This window comes from Kitasatospora cineracea, assembly GCF_003751605.1.
Taxonomy (GTDB): domain Bacteria; phylum Actinomycetota; class Actinomycetes; order Streptomycetales; family Streptomycetaceae; genus Kitasatospora; species Kitasatospora cineracea.
Genome location: NZ_RJVJ01000001.1, coordinates 5,027,909 through 5,044,596 on the forward strand (window position 1 = coordinate 5,027,909; position 16,688 = coordinate 5,044,596).

Below are 16,688 nucleotides of genomic sequence, written 5' to 3' on the forward strand. Positions count from 1 at the left end.
CCGCACCGGGGCCCGTCCCCCATTCGGAACCGGTCCACCGGGCGGATGGTCCGCCGCGCGGGTCGTCAAACGGACGGACGGGCCGTCCGGGCCGTCACAGCACGTCCCGGCGGCGCTCCTCGACCACCACCTCGTCGACGCCGCGCCCGCCCAGGTAGCGGCGCCGGCCCAGCACCCGGGCGTACACCACCACGCCGATCAGGCCCGCCGCCATCAGGACGACCCCGACCACCGTGAGGTTGACGCCCGCCAGGTGCCAGTGCACGCCGAACGCCAGGACCGCTCCGACCGCCAGCAGGATGATGCAGCCACCGAGACCCATGATCGCCTCCGTCGTCGTGTCGGCCCGTCCCTCTGGCCGGGCCGGAACGGCGCCTACCCCCGACCGCCCGGAGGATTCCCGTCCCCTGACGGCCCGTCGGCGCGGGGGAGCGGCGGGCAACGGCCGCCCGGCCGACGGGCGCCGGGGCAGGGCGGGGAGAATGGGCCGACACATCGGGTCGGGGTTCGAGGAAAGGGCCGTGGAGTGCCGTACGTCGTCGTCAGTGCGCTCAGCCATGACGGAGTGGTCAGGGACCACAACGAGGACAGCCTGGTGCTGGGCCCGTGGACCCTGTGCGCGGTCTCCACCGACAGCCCGCAGAGCATGGTCTTCCCGCTCGGGGGCACCCCCGTGCTGGTGGCCGTCGCCGACGGGCTCGGCGGGCACCCGGCCGGGGACGTCGCCTCCGCGCTGACCGTCCGCCACCTCGCCGAGGCCGGGCCGCGGTTGCGCACCGAGGAGGACGTCACCGAGGCGGTCCGCTCCTGCCACGCCGCGCTGCACGAGGCCGGGGAGGCCGATCCCGCGCTGACCGGCATGGCCACCACCGTGGCCGGCGCGGTGTTCGACGCGGAACACCTGCTGGTGTTCAACGTCGGCGACAGCCAGGTCCACGAGATCACCCCGGACCGCGGCGAGGGCCTCGGCCTGCGCCTGCTCAGCACCGACGACAGCCCGCCGCCCGCCCCCGGCCGCCGCACCAGCCACCTGGTCACCCGCACCCTCGGCGGCGGCACCGCCCGCGACGAACTGCAGCCCCACCTCGTCCGGCTGCCCGTCGAGCCCGGCGCCCGCTACCTGCTGTGCACCGACGGCCTCACCGACCCGGTCGCCCCCGAGGAACTGGCCGCCCTGCTCACCGAGGCCGCCGCCGAGGCCGACGGCGACCCGCAGGGCGACGACCAGCGGGCCCTGGTCGACCTGTGGCGGGCGGCGATCCGGGCCGGCGGCCCGGACAACATCACCCTCGCCCTGGTCCGGATCGAGGAGTGACCGCAGGCCGGGAAGGAGCCCCGGCCGAGCCCCCCGCCGGGTGACGGGCCGTCAGAGCGGGCAGTCGGTCAGCTCCCGGGTCTCCCCGGCCGGGCGCCCGCACCGGGGCTCGACCACGGGCGCGCCCTGCGCGTCCCGCCGGACCCGGATGATCTGCAGCCCGTGCCCGGGCTGGGGCCCGGTGGCCAGCGGCCGCGTCTCGCGGAAGTCGACCGTGCCGGTGGGCCGGTTGTTCAGCTGCACCGCGCGCAGCGCCGCCATCACCGAGCCCGTCCCGGTCAGCTGCGAGGCCCCGGCCTTGGCCGCCCCCGCCTGCAGCGCGGCCGTCGCGTCGTAGGCGAGGGCCAGCGAACCGTCCGAGAACACGTCGTCCTCGTACGGGTTGGCCGCGGTCGGCACCAGGTGCAGGACGCTCGCGGCGGTCTCCGCCAGGTCCGAGCCGCGGGCCGTCGCGGCCGGGTCGCTCAGCGCGGTGTAGTACAGGGTGGCCTGCGGGGCGATGGTCGTCCCGCCGGTGCGGAACTGGGCCTTCGTCAGGTCGTCGCCGGTCAGCACGGTCAGCGGCCGGGCGCAGCCCTTGTCGTCGGCCAGCCGGCGCATCAGCTGGTTGACGTCGTCGGCCCGGCCGGCCAGGTACAGCACGGCGGGCGGGTGCTCGCCGCGGCAGGTGGTGGCCAGCGCCGTCTCGTAGTCCGGGTCGCCGTTGCTGGTCAGGCCGTACTCCAGCGGCCGGCCGCCGATCAGCTGGTACCCGGCCGCGGCGAGCATCGCGCTGCCGTACCGGGCGTGCTCGGGGCTGTAGCGGTCGTCGGGCGTGGGCGTGCGGGTCAGCACGGCCGCCCAGCGGTCCTGCGGCGGGACGTCCAGGGCCTTGACGATCAGGCCCAGCGCCTTCGCCTCCTCCTCGTCGGTGGCGGCCAGGCCGAAGTAGTTGACGTGGTCGCCGGCCAGGTAGCTGGCCGAGTTGGTGGTGCTGACCACGGCCAGGCCGGCCTGCTGGAGCAGGGTCAGCGCGGAACCGCTGTCGGAGGTGTCCCGGCCCAGGCCCACCACGCCCGCGATCGAGCGGTCCCGGGCGGCCAGGGCCACGATCCGGTGCACCATCTCGGTCTGGAAGTACATGTCCTGCCCGCCGTTGGCGACCAGCACCTTGATCTTCAACGGGTCGCCCTCGTTGTTGCGGGCCTGCGCGAGGTGGACGCCCGCCAGCTCCTTCAGGCTGTTCAGCGCCCGCCCGTCCTGCCCGGCCGCGGTGGTCAGCGAACCCGCGTACACCACCGTGACGTACCTGACGTCCGGCAGCGCCGCCACCCGCTCGTTCTCGCGGCGGATCGCGTCCTCCAGCTCCCGCAGCCCGAGGTCCGCCCCCGTGCGCCCGGGAGCGCCCGCGCCGGGCAGCGCGCCGTCCAGCCGGATGCCGCCCGCGCCCGCGAAGGTCACCGAACCGGTGGCCACGCCGATGCACTCCCGCGTCCCGCCCGGACCGGTGCGCCACACCGCGTCCGGGTTCGAACCCACCAGCCGGGCCTCGCAGTACTGCCCGGACAGCTGCTGCACCCGCAGCCCCGCCCCGGCCGCCACCAGCACCAGCGCCAGCAGCACCGACCAGCGCGACCACAGGAACCACCAGGAGCGGCCCACCGGCACCGGCGCCAGCCGGGTGGTCTCGCCCGCCTGCAACTGCAGCCTGGTCAGCCGCACCGGCAGCGTCCACGCCAGCGCCCGCCCCCGGCTCGGCGCCTGCCGCACCCGCAGGTCGCTCACCCAGTCCTCGTACGGGCCGCGCCGCGCCCCCGGCGGGTGCGCCCCGACCGGCGCGGGGTGGCCGTCCTCCAGCCAGGCCGCCACGTCGGCGTGCGCGACGGCCGCCAGCACCAGCAGCGGGTCCTGCTCGCTGCGGCGGCTGCGCACGTCCGAGATCGCGCCGAGCACCCGCAGCGCCCCGCTCCCGGCGTCCGCCCGCGGCACGAAGACCACCGGCGGGACGCGCCGCTTGCGGCCCCGGGCGTCCGGCGCCCAGGAGCGGTGCGCCCGGCGCAGGTCCTCCAGCAGCGCGAGGGTGCGCAGCTGGAGGTGGAACTGCTGGGCGCGGTCCCGGTCCGGGGCCGGGGTGCCGGGCAGTTGGGCCTTGAGGATCTCCCCGGCCACCTCGCGGGCCCGGGCCTGCGTCACGTCCCACGACATCCGGGGCCGCCACAGCGACCAGGCCGCCGCCTGCCGCCCCGAGGCCGCCAGGAACGTGGTGGTGGCGAACCACCGGCTGGCCGGACCCAGCCAGGACAGCGGCGCCGTGTTGCGCCGCACCCAGCCGGTCGCCCCCAACACCGCCACCGCCGCCAGCAGCACCGCCGCGACCAGCTGCCAGGTCGCCTGGGTCAGCAGGCTGGTGAGCGCCGCCAGGACGAACGCCCCGATCAGCGTGGTGGAGTTCAGCACCGGCGACAGCAGCCGCTGCCACTCGCTCCCGGCCGTCCGCGGCTCGGGCCGCCAGTGCAGGTCGCGCAGCCGGGCCAGCACCGCCTCCACCAGCTCGTCGACCGGCCGCCCGGCCGGACCCTCCACCCCCGCGGCGCCGGTGGCGCCCGCCGGGCCGGGGCCGTCCAGGACGTGCCGGGTGGCGGCCTCGATCGCGGCCACCAGCCGGGAGCGCGGCGCCGGGTAGCCCCGGTACCAGGACGGGCCGCGGCGCGCCCACGGGCCCTTCGCCAGGCCGTCCAGCACGGCGATCGCGTTCTCGTGCGGATCGCCCTCGGCGGTGTGCGGCACCGAGCGGTGCGGCAGGTCGCCGCCCTCCTGCGCCTCCTGCACCGCCCGGACCACCGACCGGACCTCGGCGTCCAGCTCCGGATCGTCCTCCTGCGCGTACAGCACCACCACGGGCATCGGCAGCCGGGCCGCGCTGAACTGCGCCACCAGGTCCTGGACCAGCGCGTCCACCTCGTACTTGGCCGTGGTCCGCACCCCGCCGATCCCCGCGCCCCCGCGCACCGCACCAGACGCCATCCGCCACCCCCGTAGCCGCCGCCCCGCCGCCCGGGTCCGGGCCGCGCCGACCCGGGCCCGAGGCGAGGTCGGAGAACAAATGTAGACCTTCACCCCGACAGTGGAAACGGAGTTGTCCGCACTCCGCCGGGGCCGTTCCCGCTCACCGAACTCCCTTCCCCTCCTCGCTCCTTGGCGCCGGGCGGCGGTCCGTTCCGGTGCCTCCGCCCGGAGCCGCCGCCAGGCCCGGGGCGTCCGGGGGCCCGATGTGGGAGCGCTCCCATATTTCGGCCGGGCCGTGTACGATCACGCCGCGGCGGGCGGCCGCGGACCCGAACCGCGCACCACGACGCCGCCCCAGCACCACCCAAAGCCCGGGGAGCAACCCTTGTCCGACCCTGCGTTCACCGTCATCGACCTCGGCGGCACCACCCTGCGCACCGCCCGCTACGGACTCGACGACGACACCGTCACCGACATCCGCCGCGTCCCCACCGACGGCATAGCCGCCCACCCCGACCTCCCGGTCGCCGAACTCCAGACCCGGGTCCTCCACCAGGTCGCCGAACTCGCCGCCGAAGCCGTCGAACGCCACCGCAGCACCGCCGTCGCCGTCGCCTTCGCCGGCCCCGTCAGCGCCGACGGCCGCGCCCTCGCCGCCCCCACCGTCTGGGGCGGCCCCGGCGAACAACTCCCCGTCCGGCACCTGCTGGAAGAACGGCTCGGCCTGCCCGTCGTCGTGGTCAACGACCTCACCGCCGCCGTCTGGCGCTACGTCGACCCCACCGACGACCAGCCGTTCTGCCTGATCACCGTCAGCTCCGGCATCGGCAACAAGGTCTACCGCTCGGGCGAGGTCCTGCTCGACACCGAGGGCCACGGCGGCGAACTCGGCCACTGGACCGTCGACACCTCCCCCCAGGCCCCGCCCTGCGACTGCGGCGGCCGCGGCCACCTCGGCGCCGTCGCCTCCGGCCGCGGCGCCCTCGCCGCCGCCCGCCGCGCCGCCCACGCCGACCCCGACGGCTACGCCCGCTCCGCCCTGGCCGCCACCGCCCCGACCCCGAACTCCTCGACAACCACGCCCTGGTGGCCGCCGTCCGCGCCGACGACCCCTTCGCCACCGAGGCCCTCCGCGGCGGCATCACCGCCCTCGCCTCCGCCATCACCGCCGTCTTCACCGCCATCGGCATCCGCCGCCACGTCCTGATCGGCGGCTTCGCCCTCGCCATCGGCCCCCGCTACGCCGAACTCCTCACCGCCGAACTCCACCGCCTCGGCTGCTTCGGCCTCACCCCCGAGGAGATCCGCGACCTCGTCGTCCTCGGCGCCGCCGACGACGACTCCGGCCTGATCGGCGCCGGCCGCCTCCTCGCCGCCCGCACCCCGGCCGCACCCCTCGCCTGACCACCGGCCCCCGGCCGGGGGCCTTAGTCGCCCGACCGGCGCGGCGGCAGCGGGGCATCCGGGTCCGGGAGCGGGCCCCGGGCGAGGCGGAGCAGGTCCTGCGGGGTGAGTGCGGCCAGCCGTTCGCGGCCGCGGCGCAGTACCTCGGCCGCCGCGGCCAGCAACTCGTCCTCCGCCAGCGGGCGTTCGGGCAGGCCGGTGCCGAGCGGGGCGGCGGCCAGGTGCTCGCCGAGCGCCGCGTGCAGCCGCCCGGTGCCGGGTTCCCGGACGGTGAACGACAGGTGCACCGACAGCCCCTGACGGCCCGTCGCCGCGTGCGGTGCCCCGCGCGGGACGTACAGCGCCTGGCCCGGGGCGAGGACGGTGTGCAGGGCCACCGGCCCGGGGGCGGGGACGAGTCCGGGCTGCCAGTGCCCGTCCGCGGGCGGCCGGTGGACGGTCCACTCCTTCTCCCCGGCGAGCTGGACCACCAGGACGTCCGCGTCGTCGCGGTGCACCTTCAGCCCGCGTCCCCCGGCGGCGGTGGCGAAGCAGAACGCCTCGGTGCGGCGGCCGAGCCCGAGCGCCAGGTCGGCGGCCAGCGCCCGCACCGGGGCGTACCACTGGTCGAGCTGCGGCAGCAGCAGGGTGACGCCCTCGGCCAGCAGGGCGGCGATCCGCCCGGGGTCGGCCCACCCGGCCTCGGGCCGGCCGGCCACCGTCCGGACGGTGCAGAAGCGTTCGGGTGCGAGGACCGCGCCGTCCTGCACCATCTCCACGTACGGGACCCGCAGCAGGCCGCCGTTCAGCACGGCCTCCAACTCCGCGGCCCGGGGCAGCCCGGCGGGCCACCCGGCGGGCCATCCGGCGGGACGGAACACCCGCGCGGTGCGCTCCGCCAGCGCCTCGGCGAACGCGTCGGCGTCCCCCGTCAGATCGGCCAGTACCCGCCCCATCGCCCGTCCCCGCCCCATCGCTCGTCCCCGCATCCCCTCGTCCGTTCTCGCCGCCCGCCGCTCGGGTCCGGCCCGCCGGGTCTCAGGCCAGGCCGAGCGCGGGCAGGACGGCGGACTCCACGTAGTGGGTCAGGTAGTCCGCGTCGGCGGGGCGTCCGGAGACGAGCGGCCGGATGCGGGTCATGCCGAAGATCATGCCGGGGACGAACTCGAGCGCGGGGTGCCCGGCCGGCACCTCGCCCCGTTCCACCGCGCGCCGCAGGACGTCCTCCAGGGCGGCGACCTCGGGGGCGATCACCGTCTCCCGCACCGCGTCCCGGAGGTCGCCGTCGGTCATGACGGCGTAGCCGAGGGCCTGTAGCAGGGTGGTGTCCCGGTCCGACCACGTCCCGGCGGCCGCGGCCACCAGGCGGAGGTCGCCGGCCAGCGAACCGGTGTCGATGCCCGCGCAGCGCGGCTGCCGGTCGGCCCGCAGCGCGGCCGCGACGAACCGGGCCTTGGTCCGCCAGCGCCGGTACAGCGTCGACTTCCCGCACCGGGTGCGGGCGGCCACGCCCTCCATGGTGACGGCCTCGTAGCCGTGGGTGCGGACCTCGTCGAGCACGGCCTCGAAGAACTCCCGCTCGCGCTCGGACGTGATCTTCGAGCGGGACGGGGCGCACCCCGACTCGGCCTCCCGCATGCCGTCCGCCTCCTCCCGCTCCTCCGGTGCCCCCGCCCTCCGTCCGGCATCCGCCCCGGAGGGCCGGTGCGGCCCCCTGCCCGGGGTGTCGGTGCGGCGACCGCCGTATGTACACTGCACAAACGTATCGATACGCGACTGTATCGATACGTCAGCGTATCGGCACTCGCACGCGCGGTCCAAGATCACGGCCCGCCGGTAAGGGGGGAGGGGTTGCCCGCCCGCACGGAATCCGCCGAAGCCCCGACCGGGGGCATACCCCGGCCGCCGCTGCTCCGGGAGCTCCTGCTCGTCGTCGGACTGTTCCTGGTCTACAAGTTCGGCCGCCGACTGGCCATCGGCCACACCACCGCGGCCTTCCACAACGCCGACCGGGTCTGGGGCCTGGAGCGCGCCGTCCACCTGCCGGGCGAGGACGCCGTGCAGTCGCTGCTGCTGCGCGACGAGACCGTGGTCCACCTGGCGAACGTCTACTACGCGACCGTGCACTTCCCGGCCACCGTCCTGTTCCTGGTCTGGCTCTACCTCCGCCGACCCGCCCACTACCTGTGGGCCCGCCGGGTGCTGGCCGCCGTCACCTCGGTCGCGCTGATCCTGCCCTTCGTCTTCCCGCTGGCCCCGCCCCGGATGCTCACCTCCACCGGGCTCGAGGACACCGGCCGCCTCTACGGCCCCTCGGTGTACGGCCCGCCGACCACGGACCACCTCTCCAACCAGTTCGCCGCCATGCCCTCCCTGCACTTCGGCTGGGCCCTGATGGTCGCCGTCGGCCTGATCGCCGCGACCCGCTCCCGCTGGCGCTGGCTCTGGCTCCTGCACCCCCTGACCACCCTGACCGTGATCGTCGGCACGGCGAACCACTACTGGCTGGACTCCGTCGCCGCCACCGTCATGTTCCTGCTCGCCTTCGCCGTCATCCGCGGCCCCGGCGCCCCGCCCTCCTCCCACGGCCCCCGCCTCCGCCTCCGCCCGGTCCGGCCCCCCGACGACGGCCCGCTGCTCCCCGCCACCCGGTGACCAATCCCGCCCCCGGCCCGTACCGAGGTTCCGGCCGTCCGGGCTGCCAACCGCCGGCCGATCGGTCGGCTCAACCCGGGCCGCCGGCACCGGCAGCGGGGGAGGCGGGACGGTGATCGCCTCCCACCGCCCCCGCAGCAACGAGCTGGAACGCCTGCATGCCGTCCATCGGGGCGCCATCGGGATCCCGTCCGAAGGCGGCCGCAAGGACGACGGGGAGATCGGCCTCGGGGACGGCGGTGCGCAGCTCCGCGAGGACGTCGGGGAAGCCGGCGTCATCGATGGCACCCAGGTGCTCCTGACGCAAACGGTGGACGACCTCCACCAGCTCGGGCCTCAGCCGCATCCAGGCGCGGGACGTCCGGATCTCCTCCGCGACCCGGTCCATGAACCGACGCATGACCTCGTACGGGATGTCCAGGTGCTGTCCTCGGGGATCGAAGCACACCGTCGGCTCGCGTGCCGGATCCTCGTCAGGGATGATCGCGGTCACCACGGCCCGTTGCCCCCGGACGAGGTCCAGTTCGAGGTACCAGGCATCGTCGGGGACGGAGTACATCGCGGTGATCGCGTAGTCGCGGCCGGGGTGGGTGACCATCGTTCTCTCTCGGGCCTTCTGGTCGATCGGCGGCGCGGTGCGGACCTCGCCGCGCCGGTACCGCAGGCAAGGGTACCGACCCGTGGTCGTCCGGGTGTCCCACCGCGACGGGCAACCCCCGGAGGTCCGCACCACCCGTGCGAGGGTCGCCTCCTCGTGCAGGTGGGCGAGGAGCCGGCTGGAAATCCGCCTCAGAAAGTGTTGGGTAACTGATCAGCTGCTTGGTGTGATGGGTTGGCGGTGATCGTTGTGGTCGGGTGTCCGCGATGATCGCCGCCATGTGCGTCTGTGCCTGTAAGCCTTCGTACGACTCGTCGTTGACGGATGCCCAGTGGGCGGTGATCGAGCCGCTGCTGCCGGTGCGGGACCCGAGCCGGGGCGGCCGCCCGTTGAAGTTCCCGCGTCGGCTGGTCGTGGACACGGTGTTGTACGTCCTGGTCAGCGGGTGCGCGTGGAGGCTGGTCCCGCACGATCTCGTGCCGTGGGATGCGGCCTACCGCTGGTTTCGCGGCTGGACGGCGGACGGGACGTGGGAGCGGGTCCACGACGCGCTGCGCGAGCGGGTGCGGGTGGCGGACGGGCGGGACCCGCAGCCCTCGGCGGCGGTGCTGGACTCGCAGTCGGCCCGCAGCCACCAGGGTGGGCAGGCGGTCGGCTACGACGCGGGCAAGCGGGTGCGCGGCCGCAAGCGGCACCTGCTGGTGGACACCTGCGGACTCGTCCTGCGGGCGGTGGTGCACTCAGCGTCCGTCCAGGATCGGGCGGGCGCGAAGCTGGTCCTCGGTGGGATACGCGACCTGTTCCCGCAGGTCGGGCTGGTCTGGGTCGACGGCGGCTACGTGAACGCGGTCGACGCGGGCCTGGTGGGCTGGGCGGCGGAGCGCGAGGGCGTCCAGATCGTGGCAGTGCCCCGCAACGCGGATGTGAAAGGCTTCCGGGTACTGCCCCGCAGGTGGGTGGTGGAGCGGACATTCTCCTGGCTGGGACGGTGCAGACGGCTGGCGAGGGACTACGAGCGCAAGACCGCGCACGCCGAAGCGATGATCAAGGTCGCCATGATCCGCCTCATGGCCGCCCGCCTCGCCGGCGAGACGATCGAGCCCCACGGCCCCATCGAGACCGAAGCAGCCCGCCGCCTCGCCGACGACCTCAAGAACGAGTAATCACCCAATTACCCAACACTTTCTCAGGCGCGGTGGGCGAGGGTGAACTCCCAGGCGTCGGCGACGATCCGGTCGAGTTCGGGGCGCTTGGGGGTCCAGCCGAGGGCCTCGCGGGCGCGGTCGGCTGCGGCGACCAGGACGGCCGGGTCGCCGGGGCGGCGGTCGGCGACGCGCACCGGGATCTCCCGGCCGGTGACGCGCTTGACCGACTCGATCACCTCGCGCACCGAGAAGCCGGTCCCGTTGCCCAGGTTGCAGATCAGGTGCCCGCCCGGCTTCGCCGCGTCCAGCGCCAGCAGGTGCGCCTCGGCCAGGTCCGCGATGTGGATGTAGTCGCGGATGCAGGTCCCGTCCGGCGTCGGGTAGTCCTCGCCGAACACCGCGATGTCCGGACGCTGCCCCAGCGCCGCCTGGAACACCAGCGGGATCAGGTGCGACTCCGGCTCGTGCCGCTCCCCGTAACGCCCGTACGCCCCCGCCACGTTGAAGTACCGCAGGCTCACCGCCGCCAGCCCGTGCGCGGCCGCCTCCGAGGTGATCAGGTGGTCCACCGCCAGCTTCGTGGCCCCGTAGGTGTTCGTCGGGGACGTCCGCGCGCCCTCCTCGATCGGCACCCGCTCCGGCTCCCCGTACACCGCCGCCGTCGAGGAGAACACCAGCGTGCCCACCCCCGCCTTGCGCATCGCCGACACCAGCTCCAGCGAACCCGCCACGTTGTTGCGCCAGTACTTCTCCGGATCCGCCACCGACTCACCCACCTGCGAGGACGCCGCGAAGTGCAGCACCCCGTCGAAGGAGGAGTCCAGCACCTCACCCGCCTCCTGGATCCGCCCCCGCACGAACTCCGCACCCGCCGGAACACCCTGCGCGAACCCGGTCGACAGGTCGTCCAGCACCGTCACCGCGTGACCCGCCTCCAACAGGTGCGCCGCCACCACGCTCCCCACGTAGCCGGCTCCGCCCGTGACCAGGTACTTGCTCATGCCCTCAGACCTCCGCGACATTTCGGGTACTCGACCCTCGATACTCGATCAGCTTCCAACAAAACCAAACTCAAGTCAACGTAAAAGCTGTTGGCTTTCGGTTGGGAGTCCGGCTCGCCACCGGCGGCTCACGCCGCTCCGGAACGTGGCTCACGCCGCTCCGGAACGGGGGCCGGGAGCGTGCCGGGCCTCGAACAGGTGGGCGGTCATCGGGGCGGTGACCCGTCCGGTGCCCAGCCGGGCGGTCAGCTCCGCGGTGAGGGCGGCGTGCAGCGCGGGGTCGTCCGGGCTGCCGCCGCGCGCCTCGACGGCGGCCCGCAGCGGCGTGCCGGTGAGGAAGCCGGTGGCGACCGCCGCCGCGGACTCGGCCGTGCCCTCCAGGGTGAGGGGCTGGTGCCCGGTCGGCTCCAGCCCGCCGGTGGCGAGGTCCGCGGAGACCAGGGCGGGGTCGTGGTAGCCGTGCGGCAGGGTGCGGAGGAAGTCCGGCGGGTCGGCGGGGAAGGCCCGATCGAGGCCGGTCTGGGTGGCGGAGTCGAAACCGTGCCCGCTCAGCGGCCCCCAGGTGCTGAACAGGAACCGGCCCCCCGGCACCAGGACCCGTCGCACCTCGGCGAAGGCCGCCGGCCGGTCGGGGAAGAACATCGCGCCGAACTGACACACCACCAGGTCGAACGACCCGTCCTCGAAAGGCAGTTGCTGGGCGTCGGCCTGCCGCCACCGCGCCCCCGGAACCCGGGCCCGCCCGAACTCCGCCATCGACTCGTTGAGGTCCGTGGCCACCACCTCGGCACCGGGCAGCGCCGCCAGCAGGCACGAGGTCAACGCACCCGTCCCGGCCGCGAGTTCGAGCACCCGGCGGGGATCCGACGCGGCCGCCCGTGCAGCCAGGTCCACGGCGAAGGGCCGGAAGAGCACCGGGACGAGGTACCGCTCGTACGCCTCCGGCATCGACGGGGACCACCGCCGGTCAGCAGGAATTCCACTCATCCCACCGACGCTACGCCGCCCCCCGGACCGCAGCACTCCGGCACCGCGCGCCGCCCGGTCGGCAGGCGCCGGGGAGCGCCGCCGCCTCAGGTGCCCCCGCGCTCCCCGGCACCCCGCGCGCCGCCCGCCGCGCCGTCCGGCCGGTCGTCCGCTCGGTCGTCCGCCGCCTCCCGCCGGGGGAACGGTGCACCGGCCCGCCGCTCGCGCGGCCGTCCGCCGGGAGCGGACCACGTCCGGCCCCGGACCTTGCGCAGCATCGACGGCGGACTCCCCGCGTCCACGGTGGTGCCCAGCCCGGCGTGCATGCGACGCAGCAGGTTGTTCAACTGCGCGCTGTCGCCGCGCGTCAGCATGGCCGTCAAGGTCTCCTGGACCACCGCCGCCTCGGCGTGCACCGCGTCCAGCGCGCCGCGCCCGGCCGGCACCGGCATCACCACGTCCTCGCGGCCGTCGTGGACCCGCACCGGCACCACCTGCACCAGGCCCCGGGCGAGCAGCGCCTCGACGGCCCCGCGCACCTCCTCGACCGGGGCGTCCGCCCGCCGCGCCAAGTCCGGGACCTCGTGCGGGCCTTCCCGCGCCAGTACGGTCAGCACGCTCCGGTGCACCAGGCCCAGGTCCTGCCCGGCGAGGCGCCGGTCGAGCATCGCGTCGGCGGCCCGGCCGAGCACCGAGAGGAGGTGGACGGTCTGCTCGAACGGGTTGGACGACTCTTTCCTACCGTCGTACAAACCGGGTCCCATCAGGCTGGAAGCAAGGCGAAGCTGGCCTCACTCTAATGACCGGACGGCAATCGGTCTACATCGATGTCGTCCGACCCGGACGGCCGGGCCCGCGACCGGGACGGCCGGGCCCGCGACCCTACCGGCCCGTCGTCAACGCCCGTGCCGCGTACTCGACGTACTCGTGCAGCCCGTACGCCGCCGCCAGCCCGACCGCCGCCGCTCCCGACACCGCCACGGCCAGGCCCCACGCCCCCGCCCGCGCCGCCCGTCCTCGCGGGCGTTGCGGGACGGGCCCCAGCAGCGCCGCCACCCGTCGCGGCACCGGGCCGGTCCCGACGGCCAGCACCGGCCCCCGGTCCGGCCCCAGGTCCGGGCGGGCGCCGGCGGCGAGCGCGGCCCGGGCGAGCGCGGCCGCCGCCAGCCGACGGTCGCCCACCCGCGCGGCCGCCGCCTCGTCCGCCCACCGTTCCAACTGGAAGCCCAGCGCCGGACCCAGCCCGCGCACCGCTGGGTGCACCGCCCCCGCCAGGTCCACCACCGCGGACAGCAGCCGGTGACGGCCCGTCAGGTGCGCCCGCTCGTGGGCCAGCAGCACCTCCCGCTCGGCCGGGCCCAGGATCCGCAGCATGCCGGTGGAGACCACCACCCGCCCGCCCGCACCCCGCAGGCCGGGCAGCGCGAACGCCTCGGGACGGTCGTCCGCGACCACCAGCACGTCACCGCCCGCCGTCCCGCCCTGCGTCCCGCCCTGCGTCCCGCCCTGCGTCCCGCCCGCCGGCACCTCGCCGGACACCAGCGTCCAGGCCCGGACCAGCAGGGCCCGCTGCCGCCGCCACCGCGCCACCAGCGCCCAGGCCCGGACCGCCAGCACCGCCCCGGCCGCGGTCGAGACCGGCAGCGCGGCCGGCCACCGCGCCACCACCTCCGCGAACGGCACCCGCTCCAGCACCGCGAGGAAGGGCACCTGGAACAGCGCCACCAGTGCTGCCACGGTCACCGCGGCCATCAGCGCCGCACCTCCCGCCAGCACCCCCGCCGCCTCCCGCGGCGGCAGCATCCCTGCCAGCCGGCGCACCGCGGGCACGCCCGCGAACGGCAGCCCGAGCAGCAGCAGCCCGACCGGGAGCCCGACCAGGAGCAGCGCCGGGATCACGCCCCGCGCCCCGCTCCGCGCTCGGTCCCGGGTTCGGTACCGCGCCCGGCCTCGGGCTCCGCCTCGCGCAGCAACTGCCGCAGTGCCTCCTCGTCCTGGGTCGACAGGGAGGAGACGAAGCGCCTCAGCACCAAGTCCCGGTCGGGCTCCTTCTCCAGTTCGCGCCGCATCCGGCCCGCCGCCAGCCCGGCGGCGTCCGCGACCGGTGCGTAGGCCAGCGCCCGCCCGGGCCGGGTGCGGGCCAGCGTCCCGTTCTCGTGCAGCCGGGCCAGGATCGTGGCCACGGTGGTCCGGGCCAGCGGCCGGGCCAGCGCGTCCTTCACCTGCTGCGCCGTCAGCGGCCCGCCCGCCGCCCACAGCACCTCCAGCACCTCCGCGACGAGTTCGCCGTGCGGGCGCCGCGCCTCCCGGTCGTCGTTCACCATCACCGCTCCAGGCCCGCACGCGCGGGCACTTCGATAAGCCAAGCCTTACCTCACCACGGGACACCCTAAGGCTCGGACGGGCCGTCAGCCGCCGACGGGCCCGGTCCAGCCGGCGGGGACGTGGCCGAGGCGGACCCGCTGGGGGTGGTCGCCGACCTCGACGGAGGAGCTGCGCTGCCCGGTGGCGAAGTCGATGGCGGTGACCCGGTCGGCGCCGCTCTCCGAGATGACGCACGCCCGGCCGTCGCCGCTGACGGTGGCCCAGTACGGCTTGACGGCGGGTACCAGCGGGCCCTCCTGGAGGGTGGCGCGGTCGACGACGGTGGCGTAGTCGTCCATGGTCCCGGCGACGCACAGCCGGTCGCCGTCCGGGCTCATCGCCAGGCCGTGGTGGCGCGAGTCGTTGACCCAGGTGGTGCGGTCCTCGCTGGTGGCGGGGTTCTTCGGGAGGGTCTTGACCCGGGTGACGCGGTCGGTGGCGACGTCGTACTCCACGAAGCCGTTGAAGAACGAGACCTGGAAGTACAGGGTCGAGCCGTCGGGGGAGAAGGCGGCGGGCCGGACGGCGTTGGAGAGGTCGGACCGGCCGAAGGCGTCCAGGCGCCGGCGCATGTCGATGGTGCGCACCGGCTGGAGGGTGTCGGCGTCGACGACGGTGATGTGGCGGTCGCCCTTGGTCCAGTCGAGCCAGGGCGCGTCGAGGGCGGTGGTGACGTCGCCGATCGACATGTTCCAGATCTGCCGGCCGCCGTCGGTGAACAGGTTCTCGTGCGGCTTGTCGCCGGTGGCGAACGAGCCGAGCTGGCGGCCGGTGGCGATGTCGAGGACGTGCACGGTGTTGGCGGTGGACGCGGAGACCGCGACCCGGGTGCCGTCGGGCGAGACCGCCATGTGGTCGGAGCGGTAACCGGCCACCGGGAAGCGCCAGTTGATCCGCCCGGTGGCGAGGTCGATGGAGACCACGTCGGCGAAGCTGGGCCGCGAGACGACCACGGCCGAGCCGTCCGGCGTGGAGTACATGTCGTCGACGAACTGGTCGTGGCCCTCGCCCGGTCCGAGCCGCACCCCGAGGAAGTACCCGAGTTTCACGGGGTTGAGGTAGATCTCGGCGAGGCGCTGGTCCTTGTCGGGGACGACGTCGATCCGGCCGATCCGGGCGAGGTCGCCGCGCGAGGTGATGACGTCGGCGGTGCCGTCCCAGTTGTTGCCGACGAACATCACCTCCCGCAGGGCGGCGGGGGCGGTCGGGGCGGGGGCGGTGCCGGCCGCGGCGGCGGTGCCGGGGGCGGCCAGGACGAGGACGGCGGCCAGCGCGGCCAGGTGCAGCGGGCGGCGGGAGCGCTGGGCGCGCCGGGGCTGGGTGCGGGACATCTCGGCTCCTTCGGACGTGCGCGGCGCACGGACGCGCACGAAGTCTGAAACGACGGGTAGTCAGATGGGCGCTACTCGACGGTAGGGAGCGGTCGGCGGACCTGACAAGACGTCGGTGGGCGACAATCGGGTCCAGCCGCCCGGCGCACCGGCCCGGGCGGGGCAGGGGGGACGCATGGGGCGGGCGGGGCGGAACGAGGACCCGGCGGCGGGCGGCGTCTACCGCGGACGCTCCGCGCAGGAACGGCGGGCCGAACGGCGGGAGCGGTTCCTGGCCGCCGCACTGGCGCAGTTCGGCGACCGGCCGGGCTACCGGCACGCCTCGGTGGCCGGGCTGTGCGAGGCGGCCGGCCTGTCGACCCGCCAGTTCTACGAGGAGTTCCGCAACCTGGAGGAGGTTCTGGCCCGGCTCCACCTGCTGGTCAACGAGCACAAGGAACGGGCCGTGCTGCACGCCCTGGCCGGCGCCGCCGCACTGCCCTTCGACCAGCGGGTCGCCGCCGTGCTGCGCAGCTACATCACCGCCGTCACCGAGGACCCGCGCCGGCTGCGCATCGCCTTCGTCGAGATCGTCGGCGTCAGCGAGGAACTGGAACGCCAACGGTTGGTCCGCCGGGCCCGCTGGGTGGACCTCCTGGTGGCCGAAGCCGACCGCGCGGCCGCCCGCGGCGAACTCGCCCCGCGCGACTTCCGGATCGCCGCCACCGCCTTTATCGGCGCCGTCAACGGCCTGCTCCACGACTGGACGGCCGGCCAGTTCGACGCCACCCTCGACCAGGTCCTCACCGAACTCACCACCCTCCTGCTCGGCGCCGTCCGCCCCCCGTCGCCCCGCTGACCCCCGCCCCCCCCTCGGGCAGCGGCGACGGCAACGGCAACGGCGGCGACAGCGACAGCGACAGCGACGGCTGCGTACGACCGACCGGTCGGCGACGAACGCCCCGC

The 16,688-nt window shown here is 75.3% G+C and carries 16 protein-coding genes; 5 read left to right on the forward strand and 11 right to left on the reverse strand.

Annotation, left to right across the window (positions count from 1 at the left end):
• Positions 1 to 94: 94 nt before the first annotated feature.
• Positions 95 to 322: a hypothetical protein gene (locus tag EDD39_RS22855; protein WP_030916410.1), complete on the reverse strand. Its 228-nt coding sequence runs from the start codon at positions 320 to 322 to the stop codon at positions 95 to 97.
• A 204-nt stretch (positions 323 to 526) separates the two neighbouring features.
• Here EDD39_RS22855 and EDD39_RS22860 point away from each other — a divergent pair, with 204 nt between their 5' ends.
• The gene (locus EDD39_RS22860; RefSeq protein ID WP_162870087.1) at positions 527 to 1,315 is read left to right on the forward strand and encodes a PP2C family protein-serine/threonine phosphatase; all 789 of its coding nucleotides are present in this window, start codon (positions 527 to 529) and stop codon (positions 1,313 to 1,315) included.
• A 51-nt stretch (positions 1,316 to 1,366) separates the two neighbouring features.
• On the opposite strand, the gene EDD39_RS39745 is transcribed toward EDD39_RS22860, so the two are convergent.
• Positions 1,367 to 4,276: a type 1 periplasmic-binding domain-containing protein gene (locus tag EDD39_RS39745; protein WP_162870088.1), complete on the reverse strand. Its 2,910-nt coding sequence runs from the start codon at positions 4,274 to 4,276 to the stop codon at positions 1,367 to 1,369.
• A 409-nt stretch (positions 4,277 to 4,685) separates the two neighbouring features.
• On the opposite strand from EDD39_RS39745, the gene EDD39_RS22870 reads away from it, so the two are divergent.
• Positions 4,686 to 5,507 carry an ROK family protein gene (locus tag EDD39_RS22870; RefSeq protein ID WP_244256924.1) on the forward strand — a complete coding sequence of 274 codons (822 nt, stop codon included), beginning with the start codon at positions 4,686 to 4,688 and terminating at the stop codon, positions 5,505 to 5,507.
• A gap of 220 nt (positions 5,508 to 5,727) precedes the next feature.
• On the opposite strand, the gene EDD39_RS22875 is transcribed toward EDD39_RS22870, so the two are convergent.
• Complete coding sequence (locus EDD39_RS22875; RefSeq protein ID WP_123558817.1) at positions 5,728 to 6,639, reverse strand: JmjC domain-containing protein; 912 nt, start codon at positions 6,637 to 6,639, stop codon at positions 5,728 to 5,730.
• 82 nt (positions 6,640 to 6,721) lie between these two features.
• Positions 6,722 to 7,321, reverse strand: a complete 600-nt coding sequence (locus tag EDD39_RS22880) for a TetR/AcrR family transcriptional regulator (RefSeq protein WP_123558819.1) — start codon at positions 7,319 to 7,321, stop codon at positions 6,722 to 6,724.
• Positions 7,322 to 7,534: 213 nt separating this feature from the next.
• Between EDD39_RS22880 and EDD39_RS22885 the strand changes: the two genes are divergently transcribed.
• Entirely contained in the window at positions 7,535 to 8,338 is an 804-nt protein-coding gene (locus EDD39_RS22885) for a phosphatase PAP2 family protein (RefSeq protein ID WP_123558821.1), read from the forward strand.
• Between the two features lie 70 nt (positions 8,339 to 8,408).
• Here the strand turns inward: EDD39_RS22885 and EDD39_RS22890 are convergent, their stop codons facing one another.
• Positions 8,409 to 8,936: a hypothetical protein gene (locus EDD39_RS22890; protein WP_244256926.1), complete on the reverse strand. Its 528-nt coding sequence runs from the start codon at positions 8,934 to 8,936 to the stop codon at positions 8,409 to 8,411.
• A gap of 278 nt (positions 8,937 to 9,214) precedes the next feature.
• Between EDD39_RS22890 and EDD39_RS22895 the strand changes: the two genes are divergently transcribed.
• The gene (locus EDD39_RS22895) at positions 9,215 to 10,099 is read left to right on the forward strand and encodes an IS5 family transposase (protein ID WP_123560649.1); all 885 of its coding nucleotides are present in this window, start codon (positions 9,215 to 9,217) and stop codon (positions 10,097 to 10,099) included.
• A 23-nt stretch (positions 10,100 to 10,122) separates the two neighbouring features.
• On the opposite strand, the gene galE is transcribed toward EDD39_RS22895, so the two are convergent.
• The 6 genes from galE to EDD39_RS22925 all read right to left on the reverse strand — a co-directional run bounded on the left by galE (position 10,123) and on the right by EDD39_RS22925 (position 15,743).
• On the reverse strand, positions 10,123 to 11,082 hold the full coding sequence (gene galE, locus EDD39_RS22900; protein WP_123558823.1) for a UDP-glucose 4-epimerase GalE: 960 nt from the start codon (positions 11,080 to 11,082) through the stop codon (positions 10,123 to 10,125).
• A 150-nt stretch (positions 11,083 to 11,232) separates the two neighbouring features.
• Positions 11,233 to 12,069, reverse strand: a complete 837-nt coding sequence (locus tag EDD39_RS22905) for a class I SAM-dependent methyltransferase (RefSeq protein WP_244256928.1) — start codon at positions 12,067 to 12,069, stop codon at positions 11,233 to 11,235.
• Between the two features lie 86 nt (positions 12,070 to 12,155).
• Positions 12,156 to 12,812, reverse strand: coding sequence for a MarR family winged helix-turn-helix transcriptional regulator (locus EDD39_RS22910; protein ID WP_148089499.1), 657 nt, complete (start codon positions 12,810 to 12,812; stop codon positions 12,156 to 12,158).
• 118 nt (positions 12,813 to 12,930) lie between these two features.
• Positions 12,931 to 13,947 carry a M56 family metallopeptidase gene (locus EDD39_RS22915; RefSeq protein WP_244256930.1) on the reverse strand — a complete coding sequence of 339 codons (1,017 nt, stop codon included), beginning with the start codon at positions 13,945 to 13,947 and terminating at the stop codon, positions 12,931 to 12,933.
• The gene (locus tag EDD39_RS22920; RefSeq protein ID WP_123558829.1) at positions 13,944 to 14,372 is read right to left on the reverse strand and encodes a BlaI/MecI/CopY family transcriptional regulator; all 429 of its coding nucleotides are present in this window, start codon (positions 14,370 to 14,372) and stop codon (positions 13,944 to 13,946) included. The genes EDD39_RS22915 and EDD39_RS22920 overlap by 4 nt, the downstream gene beginning before the upstream one ends.
• 84 nt (positions 14,373 to 14,456) lie before the next feature.
• Positions 14,457 to 15,743: a YncE family protein gene (locus EDD39_RS22925; RefSeq protein ID WP_123558831.1), complete on the reverse strand. Its 1,287-nt coding sequence runs from the start codon at positions 15,741 to 15,743 to the stop codon at positions 14,457 to 14,459.
• A gap of 175 nt (positions 15,744 to 15,918) precedes the next feature.
• Between EDD39_RS22925 and EDD39_RS22930 the strand changes: the two genes are divergently transcribed.
• Positions 15,919 to 16,581, forward strand: a complete 663-nt coding sequence (locus EDD39_RS22930; RefSeq protein ID WP_123558833.1) for a TetR/AcrR family transcriptional regulator — start codon at positions 15,919 to 15,921, stop codon at positions 16,579 to 16,581.
• Positions 16,582 to 16,688 lie beyond the last annotated feature (107 nt).